At 71.2% G+C, this 25,515-nt stretch carries 23 protein-coding genes; 14 read left to right on the top strand and 9 right to left on the bottom strand.

Features of this window, described 5'->3' with window-relative positions; translation table 11 throughout:
- The first annotated feature begins 4 nt into the window (after window positions 1–4).
- Window positions 5–613 (top strand): DUF3043 domain-containing protein, encoded by a 609-nt coding sequence (locus ACTOQ2_RS00770; protein WP_440065281.1) that lies wholly within the window; start codon window positions 5–7, stop codon window positions 611–613.
- A gap of 171 nt (window positions 614–784) precedes the next feature.
- On the opposite strand, the gene ACTOQ2_RS00765 is transcribed toward ACTOQ2_RS00770, so the two are convergent.
- Window positions 785–2,143, bottom strand: a complete 1,359-nt coding sequence (locus ACTOQ2_RS00765) for an SMI1/KNR4 family protein (RefSeq protein WP_440097697.1) — start codon at window positions 2,141–2,143, stop codon at window positions 785–787.
- A gap of 55 nt (window positions 2,144–2,198) precedes the next feature.
- Here ACTOQ2_RS00765 and ACTOQ2_RS00760 point away from each other — a divergent pair, with 55 nt between their 5' ends.
- On the top strand, window positions 2,199–3,200 hold the full coding sequence (locus ACTOQ2_RS00760; RefSeq protein ID WP_440065285.1) for an aldo/keto reductase family protein: 1,002 nt from the start codon (window positions 2,199–2,201) through the stop codon (window positions 3,198–3,200).
- A 135-nt stretch (window positions 3,201–3,335) separates the two neighbouring features.
- Here the strand turns inward: ACTOQ2_RS00760 and ACTOQ2_RS00755 are convergent, their stop codons facing one another.
- Complete coding sequence (locus ACTOQ2_RS00755) at window positions 3,336–3,542, bottom strand: hypothetical protein (protein WP_362836278.1); 207 nt, start codon at window positions 3,540–3,542, stop codon at window positions 3,336–3,338.
- A gap of 221 nt (window positions 3,543–3,763) precedes the next feature.
- On the opposite strand from ACTOQ2_RS00755, the gene ACTOQ2_RS00750 reads away from it, so the two are divergent.
- Entirely contained in the window at window positions 3,764–5,068 is a 1,305-nt protein-coding gene (locus ACTOQ2_RS00750; RefSeq protein WP_440097696.1) for a bifunctional adenosylcobinamide kinase/adenosylcobinamide-phosphate guanylyltransferase, read from the top strand.
- A 261-nt stretch (window positions 5,069–5,329) separates the two neighbouring features.
- Complete coding sequence (locus ACTOQ2_RS00745; protein ID WP_440097695.1) at window positions 5,330–6,289, top strand: adenosylcobinamide-GDP ribazoletransferase; 960 nt, start codon at window positions 5,330–5,332, stop codon at window positions 6,287–6,289.
- Window positions 6,290–6,522: 233 nt separating this feature from the next.
- Here the strand turns inward: ACTOQ2_RS00745 and ACTOQ2_RS00740 are convergent, their stop codons facing one another.
- The 3 genes from ACTOQ2_RS00740 to ACTOQ2_RS00730 form a co-directional block, all read right to left on the bottom strand.
- Window positions 6,523–7,443 (bottom strand): lysostaphin resistance A-like protein, encoded by a 921-nt coding sequence (locus tag ACTOQ2_RS00740; protein WP_440097694.1) that lies wholly within the window; start codon window positions 7,441–7,443, stop codon window positions 6,523–6,525.
- A 220-nt stretch (window positions 7,444–7,663) separates the two neighbouring features.
- Window positions 7,664–8,659, bottom strand: coding sequence for a DUF1648 domain-containing protein (locus tag ACTOQ2_RS00735; protein WP_440097693.1), 996 nt, complete (start codon window positions 8,657–8,659; stop codon window positions 7,664–7,666).
- A gap of 38 nt (window positions 8,660–8,697) precedes the next feature.
- Complete coding sequence (locus ACTOQ2_RS00730) at window positions 8,698–9,033, bottom strand: GntR family transcriptional regulator (protein WP_344916610.1); 336 nt, start codon at window positions 9,031–9,033, stop codon at window positions 8,698–8,700.
- 138 nt (window positions 9,034–9,171) lie between these two features.
- Here ACTOQ2_RS00730 and ACTOQ2_RS00725 point away from each other — a divergent pair, with 138 nt between their 5' ends.
- The 9 genes from ACTOQ2_RS00725 (at window position 9,172) to ACTOQ2_RS00685 (ending at window position 19,228) form a co-directional block, all read left to right on the top strand.
- Window positions 9,172–10,671, top strand: a complete 1,500-nt coding sequence (locus tag ACTOQ2_RS00725; protein ID WP_440097692.1) for a leucyl aminopeptidase — start codon at window positions 9,172–9,174, stop codon at window positions 10,669–10,671.
- A 207-nt stretch (window positions 10,672–10,878) separates the two neighbouring features.
- On the top strand, window positions 10,879–12,258 hold the full coding sequence (gene lpdA / locus ACTOQ2_RS00720) for a dihydrolipoyl dehydrogenase (protein ID WP_440065292.1): 1,380 nt from the start codon (window positions 10,879–10,881) through the stop codon (window positions 12,256–12,258).
- Between the two features lie 37 nt (window positions 12,259–12,295).
- Complete coding sequence (sucB, locus tag ACTOQ2_RS00715; protein ID WP_440097691.1) at window positions 12,296–13,798, top strand: 2-oxoglutarate dehydrogenase, E2 component, dihydrolipoamide succinyltransferase; 1,503 nt, start codon at window positions 12,296–12,298, stop codon at window positions 13,796–13,798.
- A gap of 207 nt (window positions 13,799–14,005) precedes the next feature.
- Window positions 14,006–14,902, top strand: a complete 897-nt coding sequence (locus tag ACTOQ2_RS00710; RefSeq protein ID WP_440097690.1) for a TIGR01777 family oxidoreductase — start codon at window positions 14,006–14,008, stop codon at window positions 14,900–14,902.
- A gap of 49 nt (window positions 14,903–14,951) precedes the next feature.
- Window positions 14,952–15,689 carry a Type 1 glutamine amidotransferase-like domain-containing protein gene (locus tag ACTOQ2_RS00705; protein ID WP_440065296.1) on the top strand — a complete coding sequence of 246 codons (738 nt, stop codon included), beginning with the start codon at window positions 14,952–14,954 and terminating at the stop codon, window positions 15,687–15,689.
- Window positions 15,690–15,717: 28 nt separating this feature from the next.
- Window positions 15,718–16,395 (top strand): lipoyl(octanoyl) transferase LipB, encoded by a 678-nt coding sequence (gene lipB / locus ACTOQ2_RS00700; protein WP_362676720.1) that lies wholly within the window; start codon window positions 15,718–15,720, stop codon window positions 16,393–16,395.
- Between the two features lie 166 nt (window positions 16,396–16,561).
- Window positions 16,562–17,491 (top strand): lipoyl synthase, encoded by a 930-nt coding sequence (lipA, locus tag ACTOQ2_RS00695; RefSeq protein WP_440097689.1) that lies wholly within the window; start codon window positions 16,562–16,564, stop codon window positions 17,489–17,491.
- 262 nt (window positions 17,492–17,753) lie between these two features.
- On the top strand, window positions 17,754–18,434 hold the full coding sequence (locus ACTOQ2_RS00690; protein WP_440097688.1) for a DUF4191 domain-containing protein: 681 nt from the start codon (window positions 17,754–17,756) through the stop codon (window positions 18,432–18,434).
- A complete protein-coding gene (locus ACTOQ2_RS00685) occupies window positions 18,434–19,228 on the top strand; it encodes a class I SAM-dependent methyltransferase (protein WP_440097687.1) in 795 nt (264 codons plus the stop codon). Before ACTOQ2_RS00690 ends, ACTOQ2_RS00685 begins: the two co-directional genes overlap by 1 nt.
- A gap of 95 nt (window positions 19,229–19,323) precedes the next feature.
- Here the strand turns inward: ACTOQ2_RS00685 and ACTOQ2_RS00680 are convergent, their stop codons facing one another.
- The 4 genes from ACTOQ2_RS00680 to ACTOQ2_RS00665 all read right to left on the bottom strand — a co-directional run bounded on the left by ACTOQ2_RS00680 (window position 19,324) and on the right by ACTOQ2_RS00665 (window position 22,723).
- Window positions 19,324–20,457: a serine hydrolase domain-containing protein gene (locus tag ACTOQ2_RS00680; protein WP_440098070.1), complete on the bottom strand. Its 1,134-nt coding sequence runs from the start codon at window positions 20,455–20,457 to the stop codon at window positions 19,324–19,326.
- A 114-nt stretch (window positions 20,458–20,571) separates the two neighbouring features.
- Complete coding sequence (locus ACTOQ2_RS00675) at window positions 20,572–20,871, bottom strand: hypothetical protein (protein ID WP_440097686.1); 300 nt, start codon at window positions 20,869–20,871, stop codon at window positions 20,572–20,574.
- Window positions 20,868–21,914 (bottom strand): RNA polymerase subunit sigma-70, encoded by a 1,047-nt coding sequence (locus tag ACTOQ2_RS00670; RefSeq protein ID WP_440097685.1) that lies wholly within the window; start codon window positions 21,912–21,914, stop codon window positions 20,868–20,870. The genes ACTOQ2_RS00675 and ACTOQ2_RS00670 overlap by 4 nt, the downstream gene beginning before the upstream one ends.
- Window positions 21,915–22,261: 347 nt before the next feature.
- Window positions 22,262–22,723: an RDD family protein gene (locus tag ACTOQ2_RS00665; RefSeq protein ID WP_440097684.1), complete on the bottom strand. Its 462-nt coding sequence runs from the start codon at window positions 22,721–22,723 to the stop codon at window positions 22,262–22,264.
- A gap of 309 nt (window positions 22,724–23,032) precedes the next feature.
- Between ACTOQ2_RS00665 and glnA the strand changes: the two genes are divergently transcribed.
- Window positions 23,033–24,457 (top strand): type I glutamate--ammonia ligase, encoded by a 1,425-nt coding sequence (glnA, locus tag ACTOQ2_RS00660; protein WP_362676736.1) that lies wholly within the window; start codon window positions 23,033–23,035, stop codon window positions 24,455–24,457.
- Window positions 24,458–25,515: the final 1,058 nt, after the last annotated feature.

Raw genomic sequence — 25,515 nt, 5'->3', positions numbered from 1 at the left:
CGTTGTGTTCCGACGTACCCAGACCACCGCGGACGACTCCCCCGCCTCCGCCAACGATCCTAAGCCTGCGGGCAAGGGGCGTCCCACACCTAAGCGACGGGACGCCGAAGGCCGTCGCCGGCAGCCGGTGAACGCCCCCCAGAACCGCAAAGAGGCCTACAAGAACCTCCGCGAACGCCAGGCCAGCGAACGCGTCAAGGCGCGCGAGGGCATGCTGCGTGGCGACGAGCGTTACTTCCCCGCCCGGGACAAGGGGCCCGCCAGGAAGTTCGCGCGTGACTGGGTCGACTCCCGTCGTCTCGCCAGCCAGTACTTCCTGCCGTTCTCCCTCCTCATCCTGCTCCTCACCTGGATCCCCTTCCCCGCTGACATCCGCGGGTACGTCTACGTCGCGGTGATCACGGTCGGCTGGCCGCTCATGATGGTCGGCGTGCTCCTCACCTCGATCTGGGTGTCCTGGAAGGTGAAGAAGCTGACCGCCGAGAAGTTCCCCAACGAGAACCTCAAGGGTGTCGGCTTCTACGCCGCCATGCGGGCGCTGCAGATCCGCAAGCTGCGCTTCCCGCCGCCCACCGTGCTGCCCGGCGGCAGGCCCGTCCCGCCGAAGAACTGACGGCGGAGCCGGCCACGGAGACAGCGGCGCCCGGGAGGCACCGCGGCCGAGCGCGTTCCCGGACCCCGTCCCCTCCACGAGGGGGGCGGGGTTCTTCGCGTCCCCGCCGGCGAACCCCACTCGCGAACCGGACGAGCGTCATCCTGGACGACGGTCACTCCTCCATGACGGTCACTCGACGACGTTCCAGTCCAGCTCGCCGCCGGTGACCACCGGTTTCCAGAAACCGATGGACCCGCCGGTCTCCAGGGCGTGCGCCGTCGCCCGCAGCAGGCCGTAGTACGACCTGATCGGAACGCCGCCGGGCGTGAAATCCATCATGCCCTCGTGATCGGTGTCGCCGACGTCACGTATCACGGAGTCGATCACCAGGTGGTTGCCGCTCCCGTCGGCGCCGAACGGGATCATCCGCCCGTCCCACCACTCCGTCCGCGCGTCGGCGTCCGTACCGTCCCCCTCGACCTCTCCGTCTATCTCGCACAGCCGCCGCCAGGTGTCACGGATCTCGCGGACCCCCTGGTTCCATTTGCCGAGGAACCCGAACGGCCAGGTGTCGGCCACGGCGGAGGCCCCGTCGTGGCGCAGCAGGGAGGCACGTAGATCATCGGGGAAGCGCAGGCCCATCTGCGCCTCGGCGACGGCGATCGTACGGGCTCTGGCGGGCTTGCCCAGCGTGCGAAGGCTCGCGGGGGCGTTGGCCTCCAGCCACCTCTCGATGCGGCGCCACTGGCGGTTCACCGCCCGGGTCACCCTCGGATCGACCGCCCGCACTCGCGCGGCCCGCGCCCGTGGGCGGCAGTCGGCGTCGGGAACGACCACGGGGGTCTCGGCGGTCTCGTACGGCCGGACGGGATCCAGCCCTTCCCCGGCGGCCTCGAAGAGCTCCCGCACCTCGGGCGCCTCGGGCGCCTCGGGCACTCCGCGGCACGAGTCCCCCGAACACTCGTCCTTCCGGCACACGACGGCGGTCAGATTCCTCGTCGGCTCCACCTCGTCCGTGGGGCGCGCCGCCGAGTCCGCCGGGCCGCTCGATCGCGGAAGCTCGCACATGTCGTCCGCGCCGGGCGAGTTCCGGAAACCGGTCGCCTCGACCGTCTCCGTCCCGTTCGAGAAGACCGCGCTCTCCAGCGCCTGCGTGCCGAAGGCGAGCAGGCACAGCCCGATCCCCACGGCACCCCAGTGGACCAGGCGGCCCCGGGTGGCCTCGTCCAGCGGCCCTCGCGGCGTCCGCGGCCCCCGCTCGAACATCCGCTCGACGGCGGTCCTGACGGCGGAGGGGGGCCTGGCGTACCGTCTGAGGTCCTCGTCCGTGGGGGTGCCGAGGATGGGCGCGGGGGGCCATCGCGGCGCGCGCCCTGCTCCCGAGCCCGGCTCCCCGGCCGGGGAGGCGATCCCGGATCTCTCGACCGGAGAGGCGGCCCGGCGTTCCTCCGCCCGGCGCCACAGGCGGGCGACCGCCACGACGACGGCCGCCAGCGCCGCCGCGGCGAGCGCGCACTTTACCCTCCGAGAAGTGATCAACCGCAACACGCCCGGCAGGGTATCCCGAATCATTCCGAAATACGGTGCCTACTAATGTCGGACCATGGAATTCCGCCACCTTGGCCGCAGCGGTCTCATGGTCAGTGAGATCAGCTACGGCAACTGGATCACACACGGTTCCCAGGTAGAGGAGGACGCCGCCAGGCAATGCGTGCGAGCGGCACTCGACGAGGGGATCACCACCTTCGACACCGCCGACGTGTACGCGGGTACCAAGGCGGAGGAGGTTCTCGGCCGCGCTCTCGCGGGGGTTCGCCGCGAGTCTCTGGAGATCTTCACCAAGGTCTACTGGCCGACCGGACCCGGCCCCAACGACCGGGGGCTGTCGCGCAAGCACATCACCGAGTCACTGCACGGCTCGCTGCGCCGCCTGCAGACCGACTACGTCGACCTGTACCAGGCACACCGCTTCGACAACGAGACGCCGCTCGAGGAGACCCTCAAGACCTTCGACGATCTCGTCCGCCAGGGCAAGGTCCTCTACATCGGTGTCAGCGAGTGGACCGCCGACCAGATCGGCCGGGCACTGAAGATCGCCGACGAGATGGGCTTCGACCGCCTGGTCTCCAACCAGCCCCAGTACTCCATGCTGTGGCGGGTCATCGAGGCCGAGGTCGTGCCGCTGAGCGAGAAGGAGGGCGTCGGCCAGGTCGTCTTCTCCCCCATCGCCCAGGGCGTGCTCACCGGTAAGTACCGGCCGGGGCAGCCGCCTCCCGCCGGTTCCCGGGCCACCGACGACTCCGGAGGGAAGAACTTCATCGCCCGGATGCTCAACGACGACGTGCTCACCCGCGTTCAGCAGCTGGAGCCGGTCGCCGCCGACCTCGGCCTGACCATGGCCCAGCTCGCGGTGGCCTGGGTGCTGCAGAACCCCAACGTGTCCTCCGCCATCGTGGGGGCCAGCAGGCCCGAGCAGGTGCGCGACAACGTCAAGGCCTCCGGGGTGAAGCTGGAGTCCGAGGTGCTGAAGAAGATCGACGACATCCTCGGCCCGATCGTCGAGCGCGACCCCGCCAAGACCGTGAGCCCCGAGCGGCGTCCGTAGCGCGGTGACCGGTCCCGGCGAACGCCGGAGGCGTTGACCGGGTCTCTCGCGTCCGTGCGCGGGCCCGGAACGGGAAAGAACCCCTCGGTTCCTCATCTTCAGCGAGGGTCCGAGGGGTTCTCCATTCATCCGGGTTCACTCCGGGCGCAGTGACATCCCCTCGTACTCGACGCGCTCGCCTTCGAGCAGGGTGACCTTCTCGACTCCGGACTCAAGCAGCTCACGCCAGCTTTCACCGAGCCACGACTCGGCATCCGCCTGGCTCGGGAACGTGTCGGACGGCGAAACACCCTCGACCACCTCGCCACCATTCGCGTTTTCGTAACGCCAGCGCCACGTCATGCCATAGCTCCTTCTCACGGGTCCTGCCGGTGCCCCTCGGCGGCTCAGCGAACACTACCTCTCCCGGGCACTCCCGGGCATGAAGGCGAGATCATGACCTCGTGCTCCGCCGCCGGGACGTTCCCGGCACCCCCGGCACGCCGCGGGAGTCGTCAGCGTCCGCCAGGAGACGGAGGCGCGCGACCTCTCGACCGGCTCCTCGACCCGACAGGAGAGCGGGCGTGAAGATCTTGATCTCCGGCACGGCGAGCGCGGGCGGATGGCCGGCACCGGACTGCGGGTGCGCCTCCTGCGCCCGTGTCACGCCGGGCCGCCGCCCCGTCTCCGTGATACTCGACGTCCCGGTGGCACCCGACGGCTCCCTGATGCCCGGCGGCTCCCTGCCGCTCGACGGTCCCGGTGGCTCGGTGCCCCTCGACGGTTCGGTGACGCCCGGTGGTTCGGTGACGCCCAGCGGTTCGGGAACACTCGACGGCTCGACGGCAACCGGCGGCTCGACGGCGCCCGGCGGTCTCGCGCGGCTGCCGCCGACCGGCCCGCTTCCGCCCGGCTACCACACCTCGGCCGGCCCGGACGGCCTCACCGTCACCACCCCCGGCGGCCGGCGCGTCCTCCATGCCGCTTCTTCCTCGCCCGTCTCTCCCCCGTACAGCGAGTCCCCGCCCGGCGGGCCTCCGCGCGACGAGCGGGGCGTGCGGGAGGGGGATACCGGTGGCGCGGGAGAGGCGTTGGACCTGGTGCTGCTGGACGTGCTGGACCGGCCAGAACGGCTTGGGGACCTGCGCCGGCGGGGCCTGGTCGGTGAGCGGACGCACGTGGTGGCCGTCGGTGTCGACCACCGGGTCCCCACGGAGGCGGAACTGAACAGGCGGGCCGCGCTGTGGGGCGTGCGCGTCGTACCGGACGGCACGATCGTCGACACCGGCGAGCCTCCGCCCGCTCCGGTTCCCCCGCCCAGGAGGACCCTGCTGCTCGGGGGGAGCCGGTCGGGCAAGTCGGCGGAGGCCGAACTGCGGCTGGCGGCGGAGCCCGAGGTGCTCTACGTCGCGACAGGCCCGTCCGGCGCCGGCGACCCCGAGTGGCTGCGCCGGGTCCGGGCGCACCGCGACCGCAGGCCCGCGCACTGGAGGACCATCGAGACCACCGACCTGGCCGGGCTGCTGCGGTCCGCCGACGTCCCGCTGCTGATCGACGGGCTCGGTACCTGGGTGGCCGCCGTCTTCGACGAGTGCGACGCCTGGCCGGGCGGCGACGGCTCCACCCGCGAGGACGGCAGCGGCGGCAAGGGCGGCGGGAACGGCGGGAACGCGGTCGCGGCCCGGTGCGACGACCTGGTGGCGGCCTGGAGGCAGACCCGGGTCCGGGTCGTGGCGGTATCCGACGAGGTCGGGCTCGGCGTGGTGCCCGGCACCGCCGCCGGCCGGATGTTCCGGGACACCCTCGGCCGGCTGAACCAGCGCCTCGCCCTGGAGTCGGAGGACGCCACCCTCGTCGTCTCCGGCCGTCTCCTCCCGCTCCCCGTCTGATGCCTCCCCGTCTGGCCTTCCCCCTCCGCTCTGTCCCGTGGTCCCCTTCCCCTCTGACCTCCCCCACCCGCTCCCTCCCGTGGCAACCCCCGCTTGTCCGGCTTTCCTGCCTGTCCGGCCTTCCTGAGGCTGTGACCGGCAGCCCTCACCGGGCTTCCAGCACGGCTCCGGCCGAGGCCGTCCCCGAGACGGCACGCCACCGGACCCGGTGGATGTACGCGGGCACGGCGCCGGAGAGACCAAAGGCTACGATCGTCGGTCATGTCCAACCCCTCGCCCCCTCCCAAGGACGGCCCGTCCACGTTCGCCGACGGGGTGCGCCTCGCGATCGGCACGCTGAGCGTCTTCCCGGTCCGTCCAGGAGTGGTCGACCGCCGGGCGGGGGGGATCGCGATGACGGTGGCGCCGCTGGTGGGAGCGGTGATCGGGGCCGCCGGCGGGCTGGTGCTGGTGATCTCCCTGTGGCTGGGGATGACACCGCTTCCGGCGTCGGTGCTGGCCGTGACGATCGTGGCGCTGCTCACCCGGGGACTGCATCTGGACGGGCTGGCCGACCTCGCCGACGGGCTGGGCAGCGGGAAACCCGCCGAGCGGGCGCTGGAGATCATGAAGCGGTCGGACATCGGCCCCTTCGGCGTGGTGACGCTGGTCCTCGTCCTGCTGGTCCAGGTGACGGCCCTGCAGGAGGCCGTCACCCGTGCCGGCGCGGGCGCGGGCGCGATCACCCTGGTCGCGGCCTGCGCGGCCGGACGGCTCGCCCTCACCTGGGCCTGCCGCACGGGCGTTCCCCCGGCACGTCCCGACGGGCTCGGCGCGATGGTCGCGGGCACCGTACGGCGGAGCGTCGCGGTGGCCGTGACCGCACTGGTGCTCGCGGGAACGACGGCGCTGGTCCACCTCCACGGCATCGGTGCCTTCGCCCTGGGGTCTTCCGGCTCCCCGTCCGAGTCCTCCGGCGGATGGGGCTATTGGGCCTACGCGGAAATGCCCTATCCCGGGATGGGCGTCACCGGTATGGATCTCGTGTCTGGCCTGGGGCTGGGGCCGTTCCTCGCCCCTTTGGGTCTCCCCCTGGCCATGCTCGTGGGACTGCTGGCGGCCTGGACCGTACGGCGCAGGGCCGTGCGGCGGCTCGGCGGCGTCACCGGCGACGTGCTCGGCGCGCTCGTCGAGATCGCCACCGCGACGACCCTGCTGGCCTGCACGATCCTCGCGAACTGACCATCTCCCCTGCCTGGACCGAAGCTTGCGGGTGCTTTCGCCCCGCCCGCTCCCGTCGCACACTGACCGTCTTCCCCCGCCCGGCCCGAAGTGGTCGACGTCTCCTTCCTCGTCCATGCCGGTCCGACGCCTCGTTCCTCGTTTACGCAGAGGGCGACCTCTCCTCTTCGTTCGCCCACGTCTGCTGGGTGCCGGGCGAACGAAGAGGTCCGGGGCCCTCTCCCGCCCGGTTCTCACGCCACGGCGGCTGGGATCGATCTCTCGACCGGACGGTATTTGAACAGCAGCGCCGATACCACGGCCAGCAGCGCCGACCCGACCAGGCCGGTGATTCCCGCGACGGCGAACACCGGCGGGTCGGCCGCGTCACCGACGAGCAACATCAGGCCCGCGGAGGCGTTCAGCGATCCGTGCCCGACGACCGCGGGCCAGACGCTTCCCGAATAGAGGCGGAGCCAGCCGAGCAGGGCTCCGAAGGTCACGCAGAAGACGATGAACATCGGCGCGGCCCACGCCCCGAGCTCGGGGTAGTTGTATCCGCGCAGGGTGAGCGGGAAGTGCCAGAGCCCCCAGATCACCCCGGACACCAGGAGCGCCCGCCAGGTGCCGAGTGGCATCAGGCGCGGCAGCAGCCAGCCTCGCCACCCCCACTCCTCGCCGAAGGCCGCGACCGAGTTGATCACCGGAGCGATCAGAACCATCGACGCGACCTGCACGGCCATCAGGACTCCGGCCTCCACCGGAGGCGGCCCGCCCGCCGCGGCCGCCAGGCTCTCGCGGAACAGGCTGAACTCTCGCAGGTCGACGGAGAGCAGGCCAAGGGCGGCGCTGAGCGCGGTCGCGACGACGACCAGCACGGGGATGCCGAACCAGGCCAGTGCGACCAGTGCGAGCGTGCGGCCCCGGCTCCCGCCCGCCGACAGGCCGGTTCGCACGGCCCACTCGCGCCCGGTGGCGACGTCTCCGAGCCGCCTGCCGCGCAGCCGGACGGCGAGGACCCCGAGCGTCGGGGTGAACATTATCGCCACCCCCATCGCCAGGAACACGGGCGTGCTGCTCGACGCGTCCGTCAGCCAGATGGGGAGGGCGAACAACCAGGACAGGCCGAACGCGACGAGCAGGAACAACCACAGGTCAGGGAACCGACGAAGCATGAAACCGCCTTCAGGCGCTTGGACGCGGACGGAAGGAAAGGAAGTGGAAGGCGGCGGAGACGGCCATGAGAGGGCCGACCGCTGCGAGGGGAAGGGGCTGGGCGGAGGGAGGATGGAGTGGATGGACGGGCGGGAACGGGGTGCAGCGGGCGGGGACAGAGGTCAGCGGACGGAGGACACGGGGACGGAGGAGAGGGGGCAAAAAGTCGGCGGGCGGAGGTCAGCGGGCGGCCGGCCCGGTGGACGCCCGGTCCACGAAGGTGTTCAGCAGGGCGGCCCCGCTCTCGGCGTCGTCGATCGAGACGGCGAAGCGGCCACCGGAGACGTAGTCCACCACCAGGCACTCCCCGCCGCGGATCATGACCGTCACGGCCCCGGGCAGGCCCCTGATCCCCCAGCCTCCGACGTTGGACGGGAACCGCTCCTCCGACCAGGCCCGCTCCACCCGCTCGATCGGGATGTGCTTGCGGGGCAGGCGGAACGGCCCGTAGAAGAGCACTACGCCCTCCTCGGTGACCTGCACCCGCACCGAGCCGAAGGTCAGCGCCAGCAGGCCCGCCAGGAACGTGATCGTCGCGGGGATCCACAGCGCGTCGTCGCCGCCGATCAGGGCGAGCACGGCGAGCCCGAGGCCCGCCGCCAGGACGGAGCCGCCGAGCGCGGTGAGCGGGCCGCTGCTCACCGAGGAGACCCACACCGCGCGCTGGCCCTGGCGGAGCGGGAGCCGCCGCGTGGGGACGGCGGACGGCTCGGGACGGTCGTCGGGCCCTGGGCGGGCGGCGAGGGCGCCGAGCCAGCCGCCCAGCACCAATCCCGCGACCGCGAGCAGCGCCCCCCACCCCAGGTCGGCGGCCCGCTCCCAGTCGGGCGCGTCGAGGTTGGCCACCAGCGTGACCGCCTGCAACCCCGGGAAGAACAGGCCGACACCGCCCAGCAGGGCGCCGATCGCCATGCGGCTCGCCCTGCGCCTGAACATCGCGGTGTTGACGAGCGCGAACCCCAGGGCCCCGCCCGCGAGCAGCGCCCACAGGCCCGCCTGGAACAGCAGCGAGACGGTGAACGGCATCGAGCCGTCGGGGGCGCCGGACGGCCCCCAGTGCGTGGCGATCGGATCGGGCAGCCGGTCCCGCAGCGCCAGCGGCGCGGCGATCAGTGCGGCGGTCACCAGTGCGACCCAGCCGGCGGCGATGGACAGGAATCGGGCTCGCAGACCCATGTCGGTCACCCCTTCCAAGGACCGGGCTCCCGGCCCGGTCACGACAGTTCCCTGATGAGCTCGATGACGTCGTCGTGGCGGTAGCCGTACTGGACCGCCTCGTCGAGCAGGGAGCGCAGCTTCTCCTCGATGACGCTGCGCGGGTTCGGGCGGCTGAGCACGCTCACGCCACGGCCCCGGCGGAACTCCAGCACCCCCTCGTCGCGCAGGTCCCGCAGGGCGCGCAACACCGTGTTGGCGTTGATGCCCAGCGCGGCGGCCAGGTCGCGAGCCGGCGGGAGCCGGTCTCCCGGAGCGTACGAACCCTCGGCGACGGCACGTCTGATCGCCTCGGCGACCTGCTCGTGCAGCGGCCGGGGATCGTTCAGATCCAAGGTGAGCAACATAGTGCTAGTGACATTAGCACCAAACCCTCGAATGGTGCCACTGCGAATAGCACCATCGGGCGACAGGATTCGTAGGACGAACCCTCGTTTATGCGTACTGCGCCAGCCCGACTAGCATCGGCCTACGTGACCACTGTGCGGCTTACCCCAACTGACAACGCTGTCTCGTTCGATACCGACGCGCTGGTCGTCGGCGTCCACACCGGACCGGACGGCCTGCTCCCCGCTCCCGGGGCCGAAGGCCTCGACCAGGCGCTCGGCGGCAGACTCGCCGCCACGCTCGAGAGCGTGGGCGCCAAGGGTAAGCCGGGCGAGATCTCCAAGATCCCCACCTTCGGCTCGCTGACCGCGCCCCTGCTGGTCGTCGTCGGCCTCGGCGACGCCCCCGGCGACGGCTACGACGCCGAGGTCCTGCGCCGCGCCGCGGGCACCGCGGTCCGCGCCCTGGCCGGCACCGGCCGGGTGGCGCTCGCCCTGCCCGCCGCGAGCGCGGAGCACGCCGGTGCCGCCGCCCTGGGCGGCCTTCTCGGCGCCTACTCGTTCACCAGGTACCGCACCGTGGGAGAGCAGAGCTCCCCGGTGGGCGAGCTGGCCGTGCTGAGCGACGCCGAGGGCGCCCAGGCCGCGATCGAGCGCGCCACCACGCTGGCCGAGTCGGTCTCGCTGGTCCGCGACCTGGTCAACACCCCGCCGTCGGACCTGTGGCCGGCCCGCTTCGCCGAGATCGCCGAGCAGGTGGGCACCGAGGCCGGTCTGTCGGTGGAGGTCCTGGACGAGAAGGCGCTCAAGGAGGGCGGCTACGGCGGCATCGTCGCCGTCGGCCAGGGGTCGGCCAACCCGCCCCGGCTGGTCCGCCTCTCCTACAGCCACCCCGAGGCCACCAAGAAGCTCGCGTACGTCGGCAAGGGCATCACCTTCGACTCCGGCGGCCTGTCGCTCAAGCCGACGGCCTCGATGGACTGGATGAAGTCGGACATGGGTGGCGCCGGCGCGGTCTTCGGCGCGCTCCTGGCGATCGCCAGGCTGGGCCTGAAGGTCAACGCGGTCGGCTACCTCTGCCTGGCCGAGAACATGCCGAGCGGTACCGCGCAGCGCCCCTCCGACGTGTTCACCAGCTTCGCGGGCAAGACCGTCGAGGTGCTCGACACCGACGCCGAGGGCCGCCTGGTCCTGATCGACGGCATCGCCCGCGCCGGGCAGGACGACCCCGACGTGATCGTCGACGTCGCCACGCTCACCGGCGCTCAGATCGTCGCGCTGGGCTGGCGGACGGCGGGCGTGATGGGCAACGACGACGACCTCCGCGCGGAGATCGTCGCCACGGCGGGCGAGCAGGGCGAGGCCGCGTGGCCGATGCCCCTGCCCGACGAGCTCCGCAAGGGGCTCGACTCCCCGGTGGCCGACATCGCCAACCTGCACCCCGAGCGTTTCGGCGGGATGCTGACGGCGGCCATCTTCCTGCGGGAATTCGTACCGGACGGGGTCCGTTGGGCACACATTGACATGGCTGGTCCCGCCTTCAACAAGGGCGAGGCCCACGGCTACACGCCGAAGGGCGGCACCGGGGCGATCACCCGGACGCTCGTCGGCCTCGCCGAACGCCACGCGGGCGAGCCCGCGCGGTAACCGTCGTCGCCGCGCAAGCGGGTCACAAGCAACCCAGACAAATGAAAAGATGCGGTTGCCGGGGTCAGGCCAAGGGCGGGCACCGGCACGGCGCCGAGCCGGGTTCGGTGGCGGCGTGGATGCGATCGAGGATCCGCGCGGCCGTCCAGGGCACGACAAGGGGCGCGACCGCGAAGACGGTATTCCGATCCGACAAGGAGCTTTCCTGTGGCTGATGGCAGCGGCCCCTACGACATCGTCGTCCTAGGTGGCGGTAGCGGTGGGTATGCCTGCGCTCTGCGGGCGGCCGAGCTGGGCAAGACGGTCGCGCTGATCGAGAAGGACAAGATCGGCGGTACGTGCCTGCACCGCGGGTGCATTCCCACCAAGGCGCTTCTGCACTCCGCGGAGGTCGCCGACGAGACGCGGGAGAGCGCGACCTACGGCGTCAAGGCCCGCTTCGAGGGCATCGACGTGCCCGCGGTCCACGCGTTCAAGGACAAGATCGTCACTCGCGCCTGGAAGGGTGTGCAGGGCCTTCTCAAGAGCAAGGGCATCACGATCATCGAGGGTGAGGGCCGTCTCGCGGGCCCGAACCGGGTGTCGGTGGGCTCCGAGGTCTACGAGGGCCGCAACATCGTGCTGGCGACCGGCTCCGCGCCCAGGTCCCTTCCGGGCCTGGAGATCGACGGCGAGCGGGTCATCACCAGCGAGCACGCGCTCAAGCTCGACCGGGTGCCCACCTCGGTGGTCGTCCTGGGCGGCGGCGTCATCGGCGTGGAGTTCGCCAGCGTCTGGCGCTCCTTCGGCGCCGAGGTGACGATCGTCGAGGCCCTGCCGCACCTGCTGCCCCTGGAGGAGGAGTCCAGCTCCAAGCTGCTGGAGCGCTCCTTCCGCCGCCGCGGCATCAAGCAGGAGCTGGGTGTCTTCTTCGAGGGCGTCAAGACCACCGACACCGGCGTGGTCGTCAGCCTGGCCAACGGCAAGACCCTCGACGCCGAGCTGCTGCTCGTCGCGGTCGGCCGCGGCGCGGTCTCCGCGGGCATGGGCTTCGAGGAGGCGGGCATCGCGATCGAGCGCGGCACCGTCACGGTGAACGAGTTCTGCCAGACCAGCGTGCCCGGCGTGTACGCGGTCGGTGACCTCATCCCGACCCTGCAGCTCGCGCACGCGGGCTTCGCCGAGGGCATCCTGGTGGCCGAGCACATCGCCGGCCTGAACCCCATGCCGATCGACTACGACGGCGTGCCCAGGATCACCTACTCCGACCCCGAGGTCGCCTCGGTGGGCATCACCTCCGCCCAGGCCAGGGAGCGCGGCCACGAGATCGTCGAGCTGACCTACGACCTCGCGGGCAACCCCAAGAGCCAGATCCTGCAGACGCAGGGCGCCGTCAAGATCATCTCGGCGAAGGACGGCCCGGTGCTCGGGGTCCACATGGTCGGCCGCCGCATCGGCGAGCTGGTGACCGAGGGTCAGCTGATCTACAACTGGGAGGCCCTGCCCTCCGAGGTCGCGCAGCTCATCCACGCGCACCCCACCCAGTCCGAGGCCGTCGGCGAGGCGATGCTGGCGCTGGCCGGCAAGCCGCTCCACGTCCACAACTAACGCAAGCCCTCACTCGGAACGCGAGAGAAGACAACCCATGCCGAAGTCCGTACAGATGCCCCAGCTCGGTGAGAGCGTCACGGAGGGCACCGTCACCCGTTGGCTGAAGAAGGAGGGCGAGCGCGTCGAGGCCGACGAGCCGCTTCTCGAAGTCTCCACCGACAAGGTCGACACCGAGATCCCCTCGCCGGCGGCGGGCATCCTCACGAAGATCGTGGTGGCCGAGGACGAGACCGTCGAGGTCGGCGCCGAGCTCGCCGTCATCGACGAGAACGGCACCGAGGGCGCCGCCGCCCCGGCGCAGGAGAAGGCCCCCGAGCCGGAGCCCGAGCCCGAGCCCGCTCCGCAGCAGCAGCAGCAGGCGCAGCCGGCCTCCTCGATCCCGCAGCCCGCTCCGCAGGCTCAGGCCCCGGCGCCCGCGCAGCAGGCTCCGGCCCCGCAGCAGCAGGCCCCCCAGGCACAGGCTCCGCAGGCCCAGGCTCCGCAGACCGTCCAGCCCTCCCCGTCCGCGCCGCCGTCCCCGATCTCGGCGTCCGAGCCCGTCGCGCAGCCGTCGGGCGACAGCCCGTACGTCACCCCGCTGGTGCGCAAGCTCGCCGGCGAGCACAGCGTGGACCTCGACTCGCTGACCGGCACCGGCGTCGGCGGGCGCATCCGCAAGCAGGACGTGCTGGAGGCCGCCCGCGACCAGCGCGAGCGTGCCGCCGCGGCCCAGGCCCCCCAGGCCCCCCAGGCCCCGGCTCCGCAGGCCGCCCAGGCTCCGGCCCAGGCGTCCGCCCCGCAGGCCCCCGAGCCGGTCGTGGTGGACACCACGCTGCGCGGGCGCACCGAGAAGATGTCGCGGCTGCGCCAGACCATCGCCAAGCGCATGGTCGAGTCGCTGCAGGTCTCTGCCCAGCTCACCAGCGTGGTCGAGGTCGACGTCACCAAGATCGCGCGGCTGCGCGACCAGGCGAAGGCCGAGTTCCAGCGTCGCGAGGGCGTCAAGCTCACGTTCACACCGTTCTTCGCCCTCGCCACGATCGAGGCGCTCAAGCAGCACCCGAAGCTGAACGCCACGATCAACAGCGAGACCAACGAGGTCACGTACTTCGACACCGAGCACCTCGGTTTCGCGACGGACACCGAGCGCGGCCTGCTCGTCCCGGTGATCAAGGACGCCGGCGACCTCAACATCGCCGGGCTGGCCCGTAAGATCGCCGACCTCGCCGAGCGCACCCGCACCAACAAGGTGAGCCCGGACGAGATCACCGGCGGCACGTTCACGCTGACCAACACCGGCAGCCGCGGCGCGCTGTTCGACACGCCGATCCTCAACCAGCCGCAGGTCGGCATGCTGGGCACCGGCGCCGTCGTCAAGCGCCCGGTGGTCCTGGACACCCCCGAGGGCGAGGTCATCGCCGTCCGCTCGATGATGTACCTGGCGCTCAGCTACGACCACCGCCTGGTCGACGGCGCCGACGCCGCCCGCTTCCTGACGACGATCAAGCGTCGTCTCGAGGAGGGCCGTTTCGAGAACCAGCTGGGCCTGAACGGCTAGTCACCCGTTCTCTCCCACCGGGCCGGTCCGCGATCTCGCGGGCCGGCCCGGCTCGTTCTCCCCCGGGCGCGGGCGGCTTCCCGCGTCCCGCCGGCCCTCAGGGGTTGAGGGGGCCCGGTAGCCCTCCGAGAGCCCTCGGCGGTGACGCGAATCCGATGGGCGCCCGGTTTCCGAAGATCCGGGGGGAGGTCGATTACATTGGACGACATGAAGATCACAGTGACCGGGTCCTCGGGCCTGCTGGGATCGGCTCTGGTCAAGGCTCTGCGGGACGACGGCGCCAGGGTGGTCCGTTTGGTCAGGCGGGTGCCGAAGGGCGACGACGAGGCCTTCTGGAACCCGGCGAAGGGGGTCGTCGACCGGGAGGCGCTGGAGGGCGCGGAGGCGGTGATCCATCTCGCCGGCGCGGGCATCGGCGACCGGCGCTGGAGCGAGGAGCACAAGCGCGAGGTGGTCGCCAGCCGGGTCGAGGGGACCAGGACCCTGGCGGGCGCGCTCGCGGGTCTGGCGGCGAAACCCGCGGTGTTGCTGTCCGGCTCGGCGATCGGCTTCTACGGCGACACCGGGGACGTGGCGGTGGACGAGACGGCCCCGGCCGGTTCCGGGTTCCTCGCGCAGGATGTGGTGGTGCCGTGGGAGGCGGAGACGGCGCCCGCCGAGGAGGCGGGCATCCGGGTGGTGACGCTCCGTACCGGCCTGGTGCTGAGCGGGCGGGGCGGCATGCTGTCGCAGATCCTGCCCCTCTTCAAGGTCGGGCTGGGCGCCCCGCTGGGGTCGGGGCGGCAGTACTGGTCGTGGATCTCCATCGACGACTGGGTGCTCGCCGTACAACACATCCTGAAAAATCCTGAAATCTCGGGCCCGGTGAATCTGACGGCCCCCGAGCCGGTCACCAACGCCGAGTTCACCAAGGCGCTCGGAGCGGCGCTGCACCGGCCCACGATGCCGCTGCCCGTGCCGGGCTTCGTGCTGCGCACGGTCCTCGGGGAGTTCGCCGAGGAGGGGGTGCTGACCGGCCAGCGGGTGCTCCCGCGGCGCCTGCTCGACAGCGGTTACGCGTTCCGGCATACGCGTCTCAACGAGGCACTGGCCGCCGTACTCTAAAATCCCTGTTTTCGGCGTTCTGGCCGATGAGATCACTTGGGAGACAGACATGGGCAGCCCCGGGCAGTCGCACATCCTCGCGATCGGAGGCGGCTCGTTCCGCGCGTCCACGCGTCAGGGGATCATGGAGGCGAGCCCGCTGCTCAGGTACGCCCTCGACCTCACCGGCCAGGACCGGCCCCGCCTGGGCCTGCTCGCCACCGCCACCGGCGACGACGCGGAGTGGCTGCTGAAGATGTACGGCGCTTTCGGCGCGTGGGACGTCGAGGTCAGCCACCTGACCGTGTTCCCGATGACCAACGTCGAGGACCCGCGCGAGTGGGCGCTCAGCCAGGACATCATCTACGTCAGCGGCGGCAGCGTGGCCAACCTGGCGGCCCTGTGGCGGCTGCACGGCCTCGACGAGATCTTCGAGGAGGCGTGGCGGGCGGGCGTGGTGCTGGCGGGCCAGAGCGCCGGGGCGCTGTGCTGGCACGTGGGCGGCAACACCGACTCCTTCGGGCCGACGCTGCGGGTCTGGTCCGACGGCCTGGGCATGCTGCCCTACTCCTGCGGCGTCCACTACAACTCCGACCCGCAGCGCCGCCGGCTGCTGCACGAGGCGGTGGCCTCGGGCGAGCTGCCGGAGGGCTACGCCGCCGACGAGGGCGTCGCCCTGCACTACGTGGGCACCGAGTTCATCCAGGCCGTCAGCGTGCACCCGGACGCCTACGCCTACAAGGTCGAGCACGACGGGGCGGGCGGGGCCAAGGAGTTCCGCATCGAGCCTCGGCTTCTCACGTCTTAACCACGGACGGGTCAACTACTCTTGAGGCGTGAGTGACCTGGCAATCGTCCGTCTTGGCGTTGACTTCCCCTACGAGCAGGCATGGGATCTTCAGCGGCGCATCCACGCGCGCCGGGTGGCCGAGGAGATTCCCGACACCTGCCTGATGCTCGAACACGCGCCGGTCTACACGGCGGGCAGGCGCACCGCACCGCACGAGAGGCCCTCCGACGGCACCCCGGTCGTCGAGGTCGACCGGGGCGGCCGGATCACCTGGCACGGTCCCGGCCAGCTGGTCGGCTACCCGATCGTGCGGCTCGGCGGCCCGCTCGACGTGAACGCCTACGTGAGGCTCCTGGAGGAGACCCTGGTGCACGTCTGCGCCGACTTCGGGGTCCAGGCGGGCCGGGTGGAGGGGCGCGGCGGCGTCTGGGTGGCCGGAGACCCCTCGCACGGCCTGCCGGACCGCAAGGTCGGCGCGATCGGCATCCGGGTCTCGGGCGGCGTCACGATGCACGGGTTCGCGCTCAACTGCTCCAACGACCCGAGCTGGTACAACCGGATCGTCCCGTGTGGCATCAGCGACGCCGGGGTCTCCTCGCTGTCGGCCGAGACCGGCCGCCGGATCGTGGTCGACGAGGTCCTGCCGTACGCCGAGAAGCACCTGGCGGAGGCGCTCGGCGCGCAGGCCTTCGAGCTGCCCGAGGAAGACCTGTTCAGGCGCTGACCCCGGCACCGTCCTCAGGGCCGTTCTCCCCGCCTCCTCACCCACCGCGACCCGGGTCCGCCGCGACCCGCGGCGGGACATAAGCTGGTGAGGTGAGCGAGCGTGACGATATTTACCGCACCTCGATGTGCACCACCTCGGTCCCTCGACCGACGAAGGAGCTCGCATGACCGTCGCCCCCGAAGGGCGGAAGCTCCTCCGCCTCGAGGTCCGCAACGCCGAGACCCCCATCGAGAAGAAGCCCGACTGGATCAAGACCAAGTTCAGGGCGGGCCCGAACCATACCGAGCTCCGGGCGCTGGTCAAACGCGAGGGGCTGCACACCGTCTGCCAGGAGGCCGGGTGTCCCAACATCTCCGAGTGCTGGGAGGACCGCGAGGCCACCTTCCTCATCGGCGGCGACCAGTGCACCCGGCGGTGTGACTTCTGCCAGATCGACACCGGCAAGCCCAAGGCGTACGACACCGACGAGCCGCGCCGCGTGGCCGACTCGGTGCGGCAGATGGGGCTCAACTACGCGACCGTGACCGGTGTCGCCCGCGACGACCTGCCCGACGGCGGCGCGTGGCTGTACGCCGAGACCGCGCGGCAGATCCACACGCTCCTGCCCGGGTGCGGCGTCGAGCTGCTGGTGCCCGACTTCAACGGCGACCAGGCCCAGCTGGAGGAGGTGTTCTCCTCCAGGCCCGAGGTGTTCGCGCACAACATCGAGACCGTGCCGCGGATCTTCAAGCGCATCCGGCCCGCGTTCCGCTACGACCGGTCCCTGGGAGTGATCACCAAGGCCCGCCAGGCCGGTCTGGTGACCAAGTCCAACCTGATCCTCGGCATGGGCGAGGAGCGCGAGGAGATCGTCCAGGCCATGCGCGACCTGCACGAGGCCGGGTGCGACCTGCTCACCGTGACCCAGTACCTGCGGCCCACCCCGCGCCACCACCCCGTCGAGCGCTGGGTGAAGCCCGAGGAGTTCGTGGAGCTGCAGAAGGAGGCGGAGGCCATCGGTTTCGCCGGAGTCCTCTCCGGACCGCTGGTCCGCTCCTCCTACCGGGCGGGCCGCCTGTACAAGCAGGCCGTCGAGGCTCGTCAGCACGCCTGAGCCCCGGCTCCCCCGAGCCCCGCGTGAAACCGGAAGGACCCCGCTCCCGAGCGGGGTCCTTCCGGTTTTCCGCCCTCGGCTCCCCTCCGGCGTGGCCGGTCCGCGGGCCCCCTCCACCCGGAAAAAGGGAAAGGGGACGGCGGGGCCGCCCGGCTCCGGCGAACGCGTACGGTCACCGGCACCCGGCGGCTCCCGTGCCGGGACCGGCACTCGGCAGGTCACGTTTTCACTTCTTGAGCCCTGGATTTGTATCCTTCAGAACATGGCCAAGAAGCCCGAAGACTCAGAGCGCCCGGGGCGCATCAAGCAGCTCCGCATGATCGCGAAGATCATCAAGGAGGCCAACCCCAAGGGGATGCCGATCGTCTACGCCTCGGCGCTGGGCACGCTCGCGCTGTGCGTGGTGATCGGCCTGGTCACGGGATGGTTCTGGTATCTCCTCATCATCGGGATCATGCTGGCCATGACCGTCGGGCTGGTGGTGTTCGGCCAGCTCGCCCAGAGGGCCCAGTACTCCATGCTGCACGGGCAGATCGGCGCCGCCGCCGCGATCCTGCAGGGCATGCGCGGCAACTGGGAGGTCACCCCCGCCGTCGCCGTCACCCGCGACCAGGACATCGTGCACCGCGTGGTCGGCTACCCCGGCATCATCCTGGTCTCCGAGGGTCCGGGCAGCCGCGTGCAGAAGATGCTGGTCGCCGAGAAGAAGCGCGTCCAGCGGGTCGCGCTGGACGTCCCCGTCTACGACATCCAGTCCGGCGACGGCGACGGGCAGGTCCCGCTGGCGAAACTGCAGCGGCATCTGATGAAGCTGCCCCGCAACCTCAAGAAGCCCGCCCTGTACGAGATCAACAACCGGCTGAAGGCCCTCCCGCAGACGCTGCCGATGCCCAAGGGCCCGCTGCCGCGCGGCGCGAAGATGCCGCGCCCGAAGATGCGCTGATGAGCCTCGCCGGGGTGGGCCGCCACCGGGTGGACGCCGCGGCCACCTCCCGGGCCAACCGCGGCTGGTGGGACGGCGCCGCCGACGAGTACCAGGCGGAGCACGGGGAGTTCCTGCGCGACGCCGGGTTCGTCTGGGGCCCCGAGGGCCTGGACGAGGCCGACGCCCGCCTGCTGGGCGACGTCGCGGGCAGGGACGTGCTGGAGATCGGCTGCGGCGCCGGGCAGTGTGGGCGCTGGCTGGCCGGGCAGGGCGCCAGGGTGGCCGCCTTCGACCTGTCCTTCCGGCAGCTCCAGCACTCCGGCCGGATCGACCTGGAGGCCGGATCCGCGCTGCCGGTGGTCCAGGCGGACGCGGAGGCGCTGCCCTTCGCCGACCGGACGTTCGACCTGGCCTGCTCGGCCTACGGCGCGTTGCCGTTCGTGGCCGACGCCGGGGCCGTCCTGGCCGAGATCCACCGGGTGCTGCGCCCGGGGGGCCTGCTGGTCTTCTCGGTGAGCCACCCGGTCCGCTGGGCCTTCCCCGACGACCCGGGCCCCGCCGGGCTGACCTCCGACCGCTCCTACTTCGACCGTTCCGCGTACGTGGAGATCGGCGAGGACGGGCGGCCGTCCTACGTCGAGCACCACCGCACGATGGCCGACTGGATCGGGCTCATCACCGCGTCGGGGCTGGTGCTGCGAGGGCTGGCCGAGCCCGAGTGGCCGCCGGGCCACGACCGCGAGTGGGGCGGGTGGAGCCCGCTGCGCGGCCACCACCTGCCCGGCACCGCGATCTTCACCTGCGCGCGGTAGACGACCCGCGCACGGCAACACGACCCGCGCACGGCAAGGGGCGCGGAACCCCGCCGGGTGACCCGGCGGGGTGGACCGCTCGCGCCGGACGCGCCCTAGCGGTCGCCACCGACGTTCACGACCAGTCCGCCGAGGGCCTCGAAGGTGGTGAAATCCCCGGCGGAGACGAGGTTCTTGGTCACGGCGACCGTGATCCCGGTGGCCGTGTCGGCGTACGCGGCCGATCCGCCGCTGCCCGCCATGCCGAACAGGGTGAGGCTGTCGAGAGTCCCGGTGGCACCGAGGGCGTACCCGAGGGACCTGGTGGCCGGGAAGGCGGTGACCTCGTCCACGCCGCCGAACTCCGCCGCGGTGATCTCGCGGAGCCGTTCCGGCGAGACGAGCCGGACGCCGTCCACCTCGCCCAGCAGGGCGGCGTACATGCGGGCCACGGCGCGGGCGGACATGGTGCCGCCCGCCGGGATGTCGGAGGTCAGCACGTCGGCGCGGTTGCCGAAAGCGGCGTCGGGCATCGCCGCCATCGGCGCCGCCGTGTAGCCGTCCACGACCCTGAAGAACGGGATGTCCGCGAACATCGCCTCCATGGACACCCCCTCGGGCATCTCGAAGTCGCTCGGCGCGTCCTCCAGGCGGGCCAGCCTGCCCAGCTCGGACTCGGGGACGCCGAAGAACAGCTCGTCCGCCACCCCCAGCGGCCCGGCGACCTCCTCCCGCAGGACCTGGGAGATCGGCGTGCCGGTGGCCCGGCGGACGATCTCACCGACGATGTAGCCGAACGACTGGGGGTGGTAGCCGCTCTTGGTGCCCGGCTCCCACCAGGGCCTGGCGTCGGCGATCGCCGCGCACATCTTCTCCCAGTCGCACAGGTCCTCCGGGGTGGTGTCCACCGGTACGCCGGGCACGCCCGTCGAGTGGGTCAGGGCGTGCCGCACGGTCGCGCGCTCCTTGCCGTGGGCGCCGAACTCCGGCCACAGCTCGACGATCGGCGTGTCGTAGCCGAAGACGCCCCGCTCCACGAGCACGTGCGCCACGGTCGAGGTGACGCCCTTGCCGGTCGAGGCGCTCCAGAACGGCATGTCCGGCGTGACGAGGCGCCCGGTGGCCGGATCGGCGACGCCCGCGACGACGTCGACCACCTGCTCGCCGTGCCGGTACGCGGCGACCTGCAGGCCCCGCTCGGCCCCGGACTCCACCAGCTTGTCGGCCGCTTCCTGGACCCGCTTCTGCATATCGTTCACGGTCTTTCCCTTCGCGATGAGGTGTGTGACCCGTATGACGGCCGGACTCCGGGAAAGGAATCGGTCCGGGGACGGGAAATCGGCCCGGATCTCGGGAACGGGAGATCAGCGCGAGGATCGCCGGGAGATCGCGAGCAGGACGGCGGGCTCCCGCCCGGGATTGCGCAGTGCTCGCACCGGCAGCCCGTCCAGCCACAGCACGTCGCCGCGCCGGAAGGCCCGGTGATCGCCGTCGGAGCAGACCAGCTCGATACGCCCGCGCTCCAGCAGGACGATCGCCCCCCGCCACTCGGCCCCGTCGTGGACGCGCGAGCCGCCGGGCTCGACCACGACCCTCCGCACGTCGAACGACGGCCCGAACCCTTCGGGAGGCGAGGGCGCCGGGTTCTCACCGGCGCCCGTCACAGCGTCTGGGGAAGGTCGAAAGCCGGGAAGAGCTCGGCGCCGAAGGTGGTGATCTGGGTGACCAGCCCGTCCTCGACCCGCAGGACCCCGAGCCACGAGCCGTGGTACTCGGACTCGCCGGCACGTTTGACGTACGCCGCCGCCGCGGGCTGCCGGTTGGCGCGGGTGGGCAGGACCCGCCAATCGCCCCACGCCTCGGGGCCGATCATCGCCGGACGCCACGCGTCGACGATCGCCGGCCCTCCCAGGATCCAGATCGGCGCCGGTGGCATCGACTGCCACGCGTCCGCGCGCAGCACCCCGGCCAGGACGGCGGGGTCGGCCTGCTCGACGGCGTCGATGTAGCGCTGCAGCACCGCGCGCTCCTCGCCGGTCGGATCCGAGGACGGCGCCCACTCCAGCCGTCGCGCCGGCAGGTTCTCCCGCATCGTCGACCGTGCCCGCTGCAGGGTGCTCTTCACCGAGACGACGCTCACTTCCAGCAGCGCGGCGGTCTCCTGCGCCGACCAGCCGAGGACGTCGCGCAGGATCAGCACCACCCGTTGCCGGGGAGGCAGGTGCTGGATGGCGGCCATGAACGCCAATTCGATCGTCTCCTTGGCGACCACGGCGGCGTCCGGCTCGGCGCCGGCGGGCGCGACCGGCTCCAGGAGCCGGTCCGGGTAGGGGCGCAGCCAGAAGACCTCGGTCGGCGACGGCGACGGCACGCCGGGAGTGGCCAGCACCGGCGCCTCGCGCGGGCGCGGGCGGCGCGGGTGGCGGTCGAGGAAGTCCAGGCACGCGTTGGTCGCGATCCGGTACAGCCAGGCCCGGAACGTCGAACGCCCCTGGAAGCTCTCCCGCTTGCGCCAGGCGCGCAGGAACGTCTCCTGCACCATGTCCTCCGACTCCTCGAACGAGCCGAGCATCCGGTAGCAGTGCACCCGCAACTCCCGCCGGTACCTCTCCGCGAGCGCGCCGAACGCCGGCTCGTCACCCGCCAGCGCGGCGGCCAGGACCTCGCCGTCCTCCACCGTTTCCCGGTCTGTCTCGTCCCTGGTCACGACCTCATACCTCCCCTACGGCGTCCCGCCCGGCGCGGCCGCCCCCGGTATGACGGCCACCGGCCGGGAAAGGAATCGGTGCCGGCCCCGATTCCCTCCCGCCCGGACCGCGGGATCCGGCACGAGCCCGGAAACGGGCGGCGATCCCGGAGCCGAAACGGGCACGGGCGAGCACGGGGCGAGCACGGGCACAGGGCGAGGGTAGTGCGGGCGCGATCACAAGCGCGAGCACGGGCGAGAAGAGTGCGGGCGCGATCACGAGCACGGAGCACGGAGCACGGACGAGGAAATGCGGCGCGGAGCGAACGCCGGGGAGGTGGGAGCGGCGAGCCGGGTGCGGGGCCGGCTCAGAGACGTACGACCACGGTGTTCGCCGCGCGGTCGTGCAGGCCGCGCTGGTCGCGGTCCCAGACGAGGGCGGGCACGGCCAGACAGAGCAGGAAGGTCCGTACCAGCACGGCGACGAAGCCGGGGGCGCCGCCACCGAGCGCGGCGACCCGGATGCCGAGCAGGCGCATCCCGAAGGTCATCCCCATGGTGCCCACCAGCAGGAGGTATTCGGCGGCCAGGACCAGGACCGGCACCCAGGGCGACGCGGTGGGGTCGATCCGCAGGAGCCCCTGGGTGATGGCCCAGGTGCAGATCAGCCAGTCGATCACGATGGCACCGATCCTGCGGCCGAATCCGGCCACCGAGCCGCTGCCCTCGGCGGGCAGCCCGAGCCGCTCCCCCGGATGGCCGAGATCGACTCCGGCGGACCTGACGCCGCCGAGCCAGGTCTGGGTCCAGCGGGGCTGCTTGCTGCTCATGCCTCAACGGTAGCCGCACGGGACGCCGCCCTCGCATCCGCCCGCACCCCCTACCGGCTACCGGTATCACGCGAAAGCCGTGGATACCTCCTCTCGCGCCGAGGACGGCACGCCCCTGGGAACCTCCGAGAACCGAGATCGGGGACGTGAAACTCGGGTAAAGGAAAGACCTCTCATACCCGTCAAGAGCGGACTTGAGGACTACCGTGGAGGCGATGTTCGCTTAACACGGGTGAAACAAACGAGACACGGGACGGTAACGGCGCAGGCATACTTTCGGGCTGTTAGCCCGTCCCATGGGAGGTTCGCGTGTTCAACTCCGCCGACGACGTCCTGAAGTTCATCAAGGACGAAGGGGTGCAGTTCGTTGACGTCAGGTTCACCGACCTGCCGGGGACGACGCACCATTTCACGTTCCCCTCGGAGAATTTCGGGGCCGGCGTCTTCACCGACGGCCTGATGTTCGACGGCTCGTCGATCCGCGGGTTCCAGGCCATCCACGAGTCGGACATGCTGCTGCTGCCCGACCCGTCCACGGCCGTGCTCGACCCGTTCAGGCAGCACAAGACGCTCAACATCAACTTCTTCGTGCACGACCCGCTGACGGGCGAGGCCTACAGCCGCGACCCGCGCAACGTCGCCCGCAAGGCGGAGGAGTATCTCAAGGGCACCGGCATCGCCGACACGGTCTACTTCGGCCCCGAGGCCGAGTTCTACATCTTCGACGACGTGCGGTTCGAGACCAACGCCCACTCGAGCTACTACCACATCGACTCGATCGAGGGCGCCTGGAACAGCGGCAAGGCCCAGGACGGCGGCAACCTCGGTTACAAGCCGCGTTTCAAGGGCGGCTACTTCCCGGTCCCGCCGATGGACCACTTCACCGACCTGCGCTCGGAGATGGTCCGCAAGCTCATCGACGCCGGGATCGACGTCGAGATGCAGCACCACGAGGTGGGCACGGCCGGTCAGGCCGAGATCGACTTCCGGTTCAACACGCTGCTCAAGTCCGCCGACACCCTGATGCTGTACAAGTACATCGTCAAGAGCACGGCCCTGGAGCACGGCCACACGGTCACCTTCATGCCCAAGCCGATCTTCGGTGACAACGGCTCCGGCATGCACTGCCACCAGTCGCTCTGGAAGGACGGCGAGCCGCTCTTCTACGACGAGGTCGGCTACGCGGGCCTGTCCGACACCGCCCGCTACTACATCGGCGGCCTGCTCAAGCACGCCCCGTCGCTGCTGGCGTTCACCAACCCGACGGTCAACTCCTACCACCGCCTGGTGCCCGGCTACGAGGCCCCGGTCAACCTGGTCTACTCCCAGCGCAACCGCTCGGCGTGCATCCGCATCCCGATCACGGGCTCCAACCCGAAGGCCAAGCGCATCGAGTTCCGGGTCCCCGACCCCTCCTGCAACCCGTACTTCGCCTTCGCCGCCCAGCTCATGGCGGGCATCGACGGCATCCGCAACAAGATCGAGCCGGTCGAGCCGGTCGACAAGGACCTTTACGAGCTTCCCCCGGAGGAGGCCCGCAACATCCCGCAGGTCCCGGGATCGCTGTCGGACGTGCTCGCGGCCCTGGAGGCCGACCACGAGTACCTGCTGGAGGGCGGCGTGTTCACGCCGGACCTGATCGAGACCTGGATCGCCTACAAGCGCGAGAACGAGATCGACCCGATCCGCCTGCGCCCCCACCCGCACGAGTTCGAGCTCTACTACGACGTCTGAGCCATCAAGCTTCTGAGCTGCGGAAACGCTGACGGTTGATCTGTCAGGGCACACCCAGGCACTCAGGCATCCCGCGAAAGGCCGTCGATCGTCCCTCCGTTGAGGGCACGCTCGGCGGCCTTTCGCATGCGCTCCTCCCCTGGCTCCCCTGACTCCCCTGACTCCCCCGACTCCCCGACTCCCCGACTCCCCGACGGCATGAAGCGCGTGGAGCTTCGCGGCGTGAGTCCGGGATCCCCTGGGTGAACCGGCGAATGTGATCACGTTCGCCGATGAAACTTACATCGGCGAACGTGATTCACCACCGCCGATGTGAGCGGCCTTCTCCCTCGGCCTGCCCGGAACACGGGCCGTCCGGTGCGCCGCGGGCACCGCGTGGAGGATTGCGCCGGGCCGCCGGAAACCGGCGCGGCGACAAAGGCACCGGCCCTTGGCCTGGCAGATCGGGCCCACGGGCCGCCAGGTCGCACCGTACGTATGACCGGCGAGGTCCACCGTGACCCGCGGGAAGTCCGCCATGTCGCGGAGGACCACCCGGCGTCGCGATGCCGGGGTGGATGAGAATGCGCCTTCCCCTGCTCTATCGACTATTGCGAGACACCTCTGTTAATGGGACATTACCCCCAGACATCATTCGGCATACGTCATACGTTACGAGATGGTAACGCCACGTCTGCCACGGATTCTTAGGGCGTGTCATGAGGAGACCTCTCACCGGCGGCGACCCTCGTCAGCGCGGTGCCGGGGCGGACGGCCAGGGCTTCTTCAGTACCGGCGAGCTCGTCCTTCGCGTGCTGGAGGGACCATGAGCCGCCTGTGGCCAATGCTCGGTGCGAAAGAGCGGCCGGCACCGCTCATCCCGCGGCAGGGACATCCGGCCTCACCGACGACGAATCCGCCGAGGCCCACGCTCTACCGGCGATCGCCGCGCATGGCGTGAGGGCGGTCGAACCCCTCGGCCCGGAAAGGCGCACAGCCCTCCGATCGATGTCCTCAACCGCAAGACAGGCGCCGCGCCCGCGCGATGGCACACCCCGACGAGTTCTGCCACGGCGGGG

It is taken from the genome of Streptosporangium sp. H16 (genome assembly GCF_051918855.1).
GTDB lineage: Bacteria > Actinomycetota > Actinomycetes > Streptosporangiales > Streptosporangiaceae > Streptosporangium.
This window is presented reverse-complemented; position numbering and strand designations above follow the sequence as displayed.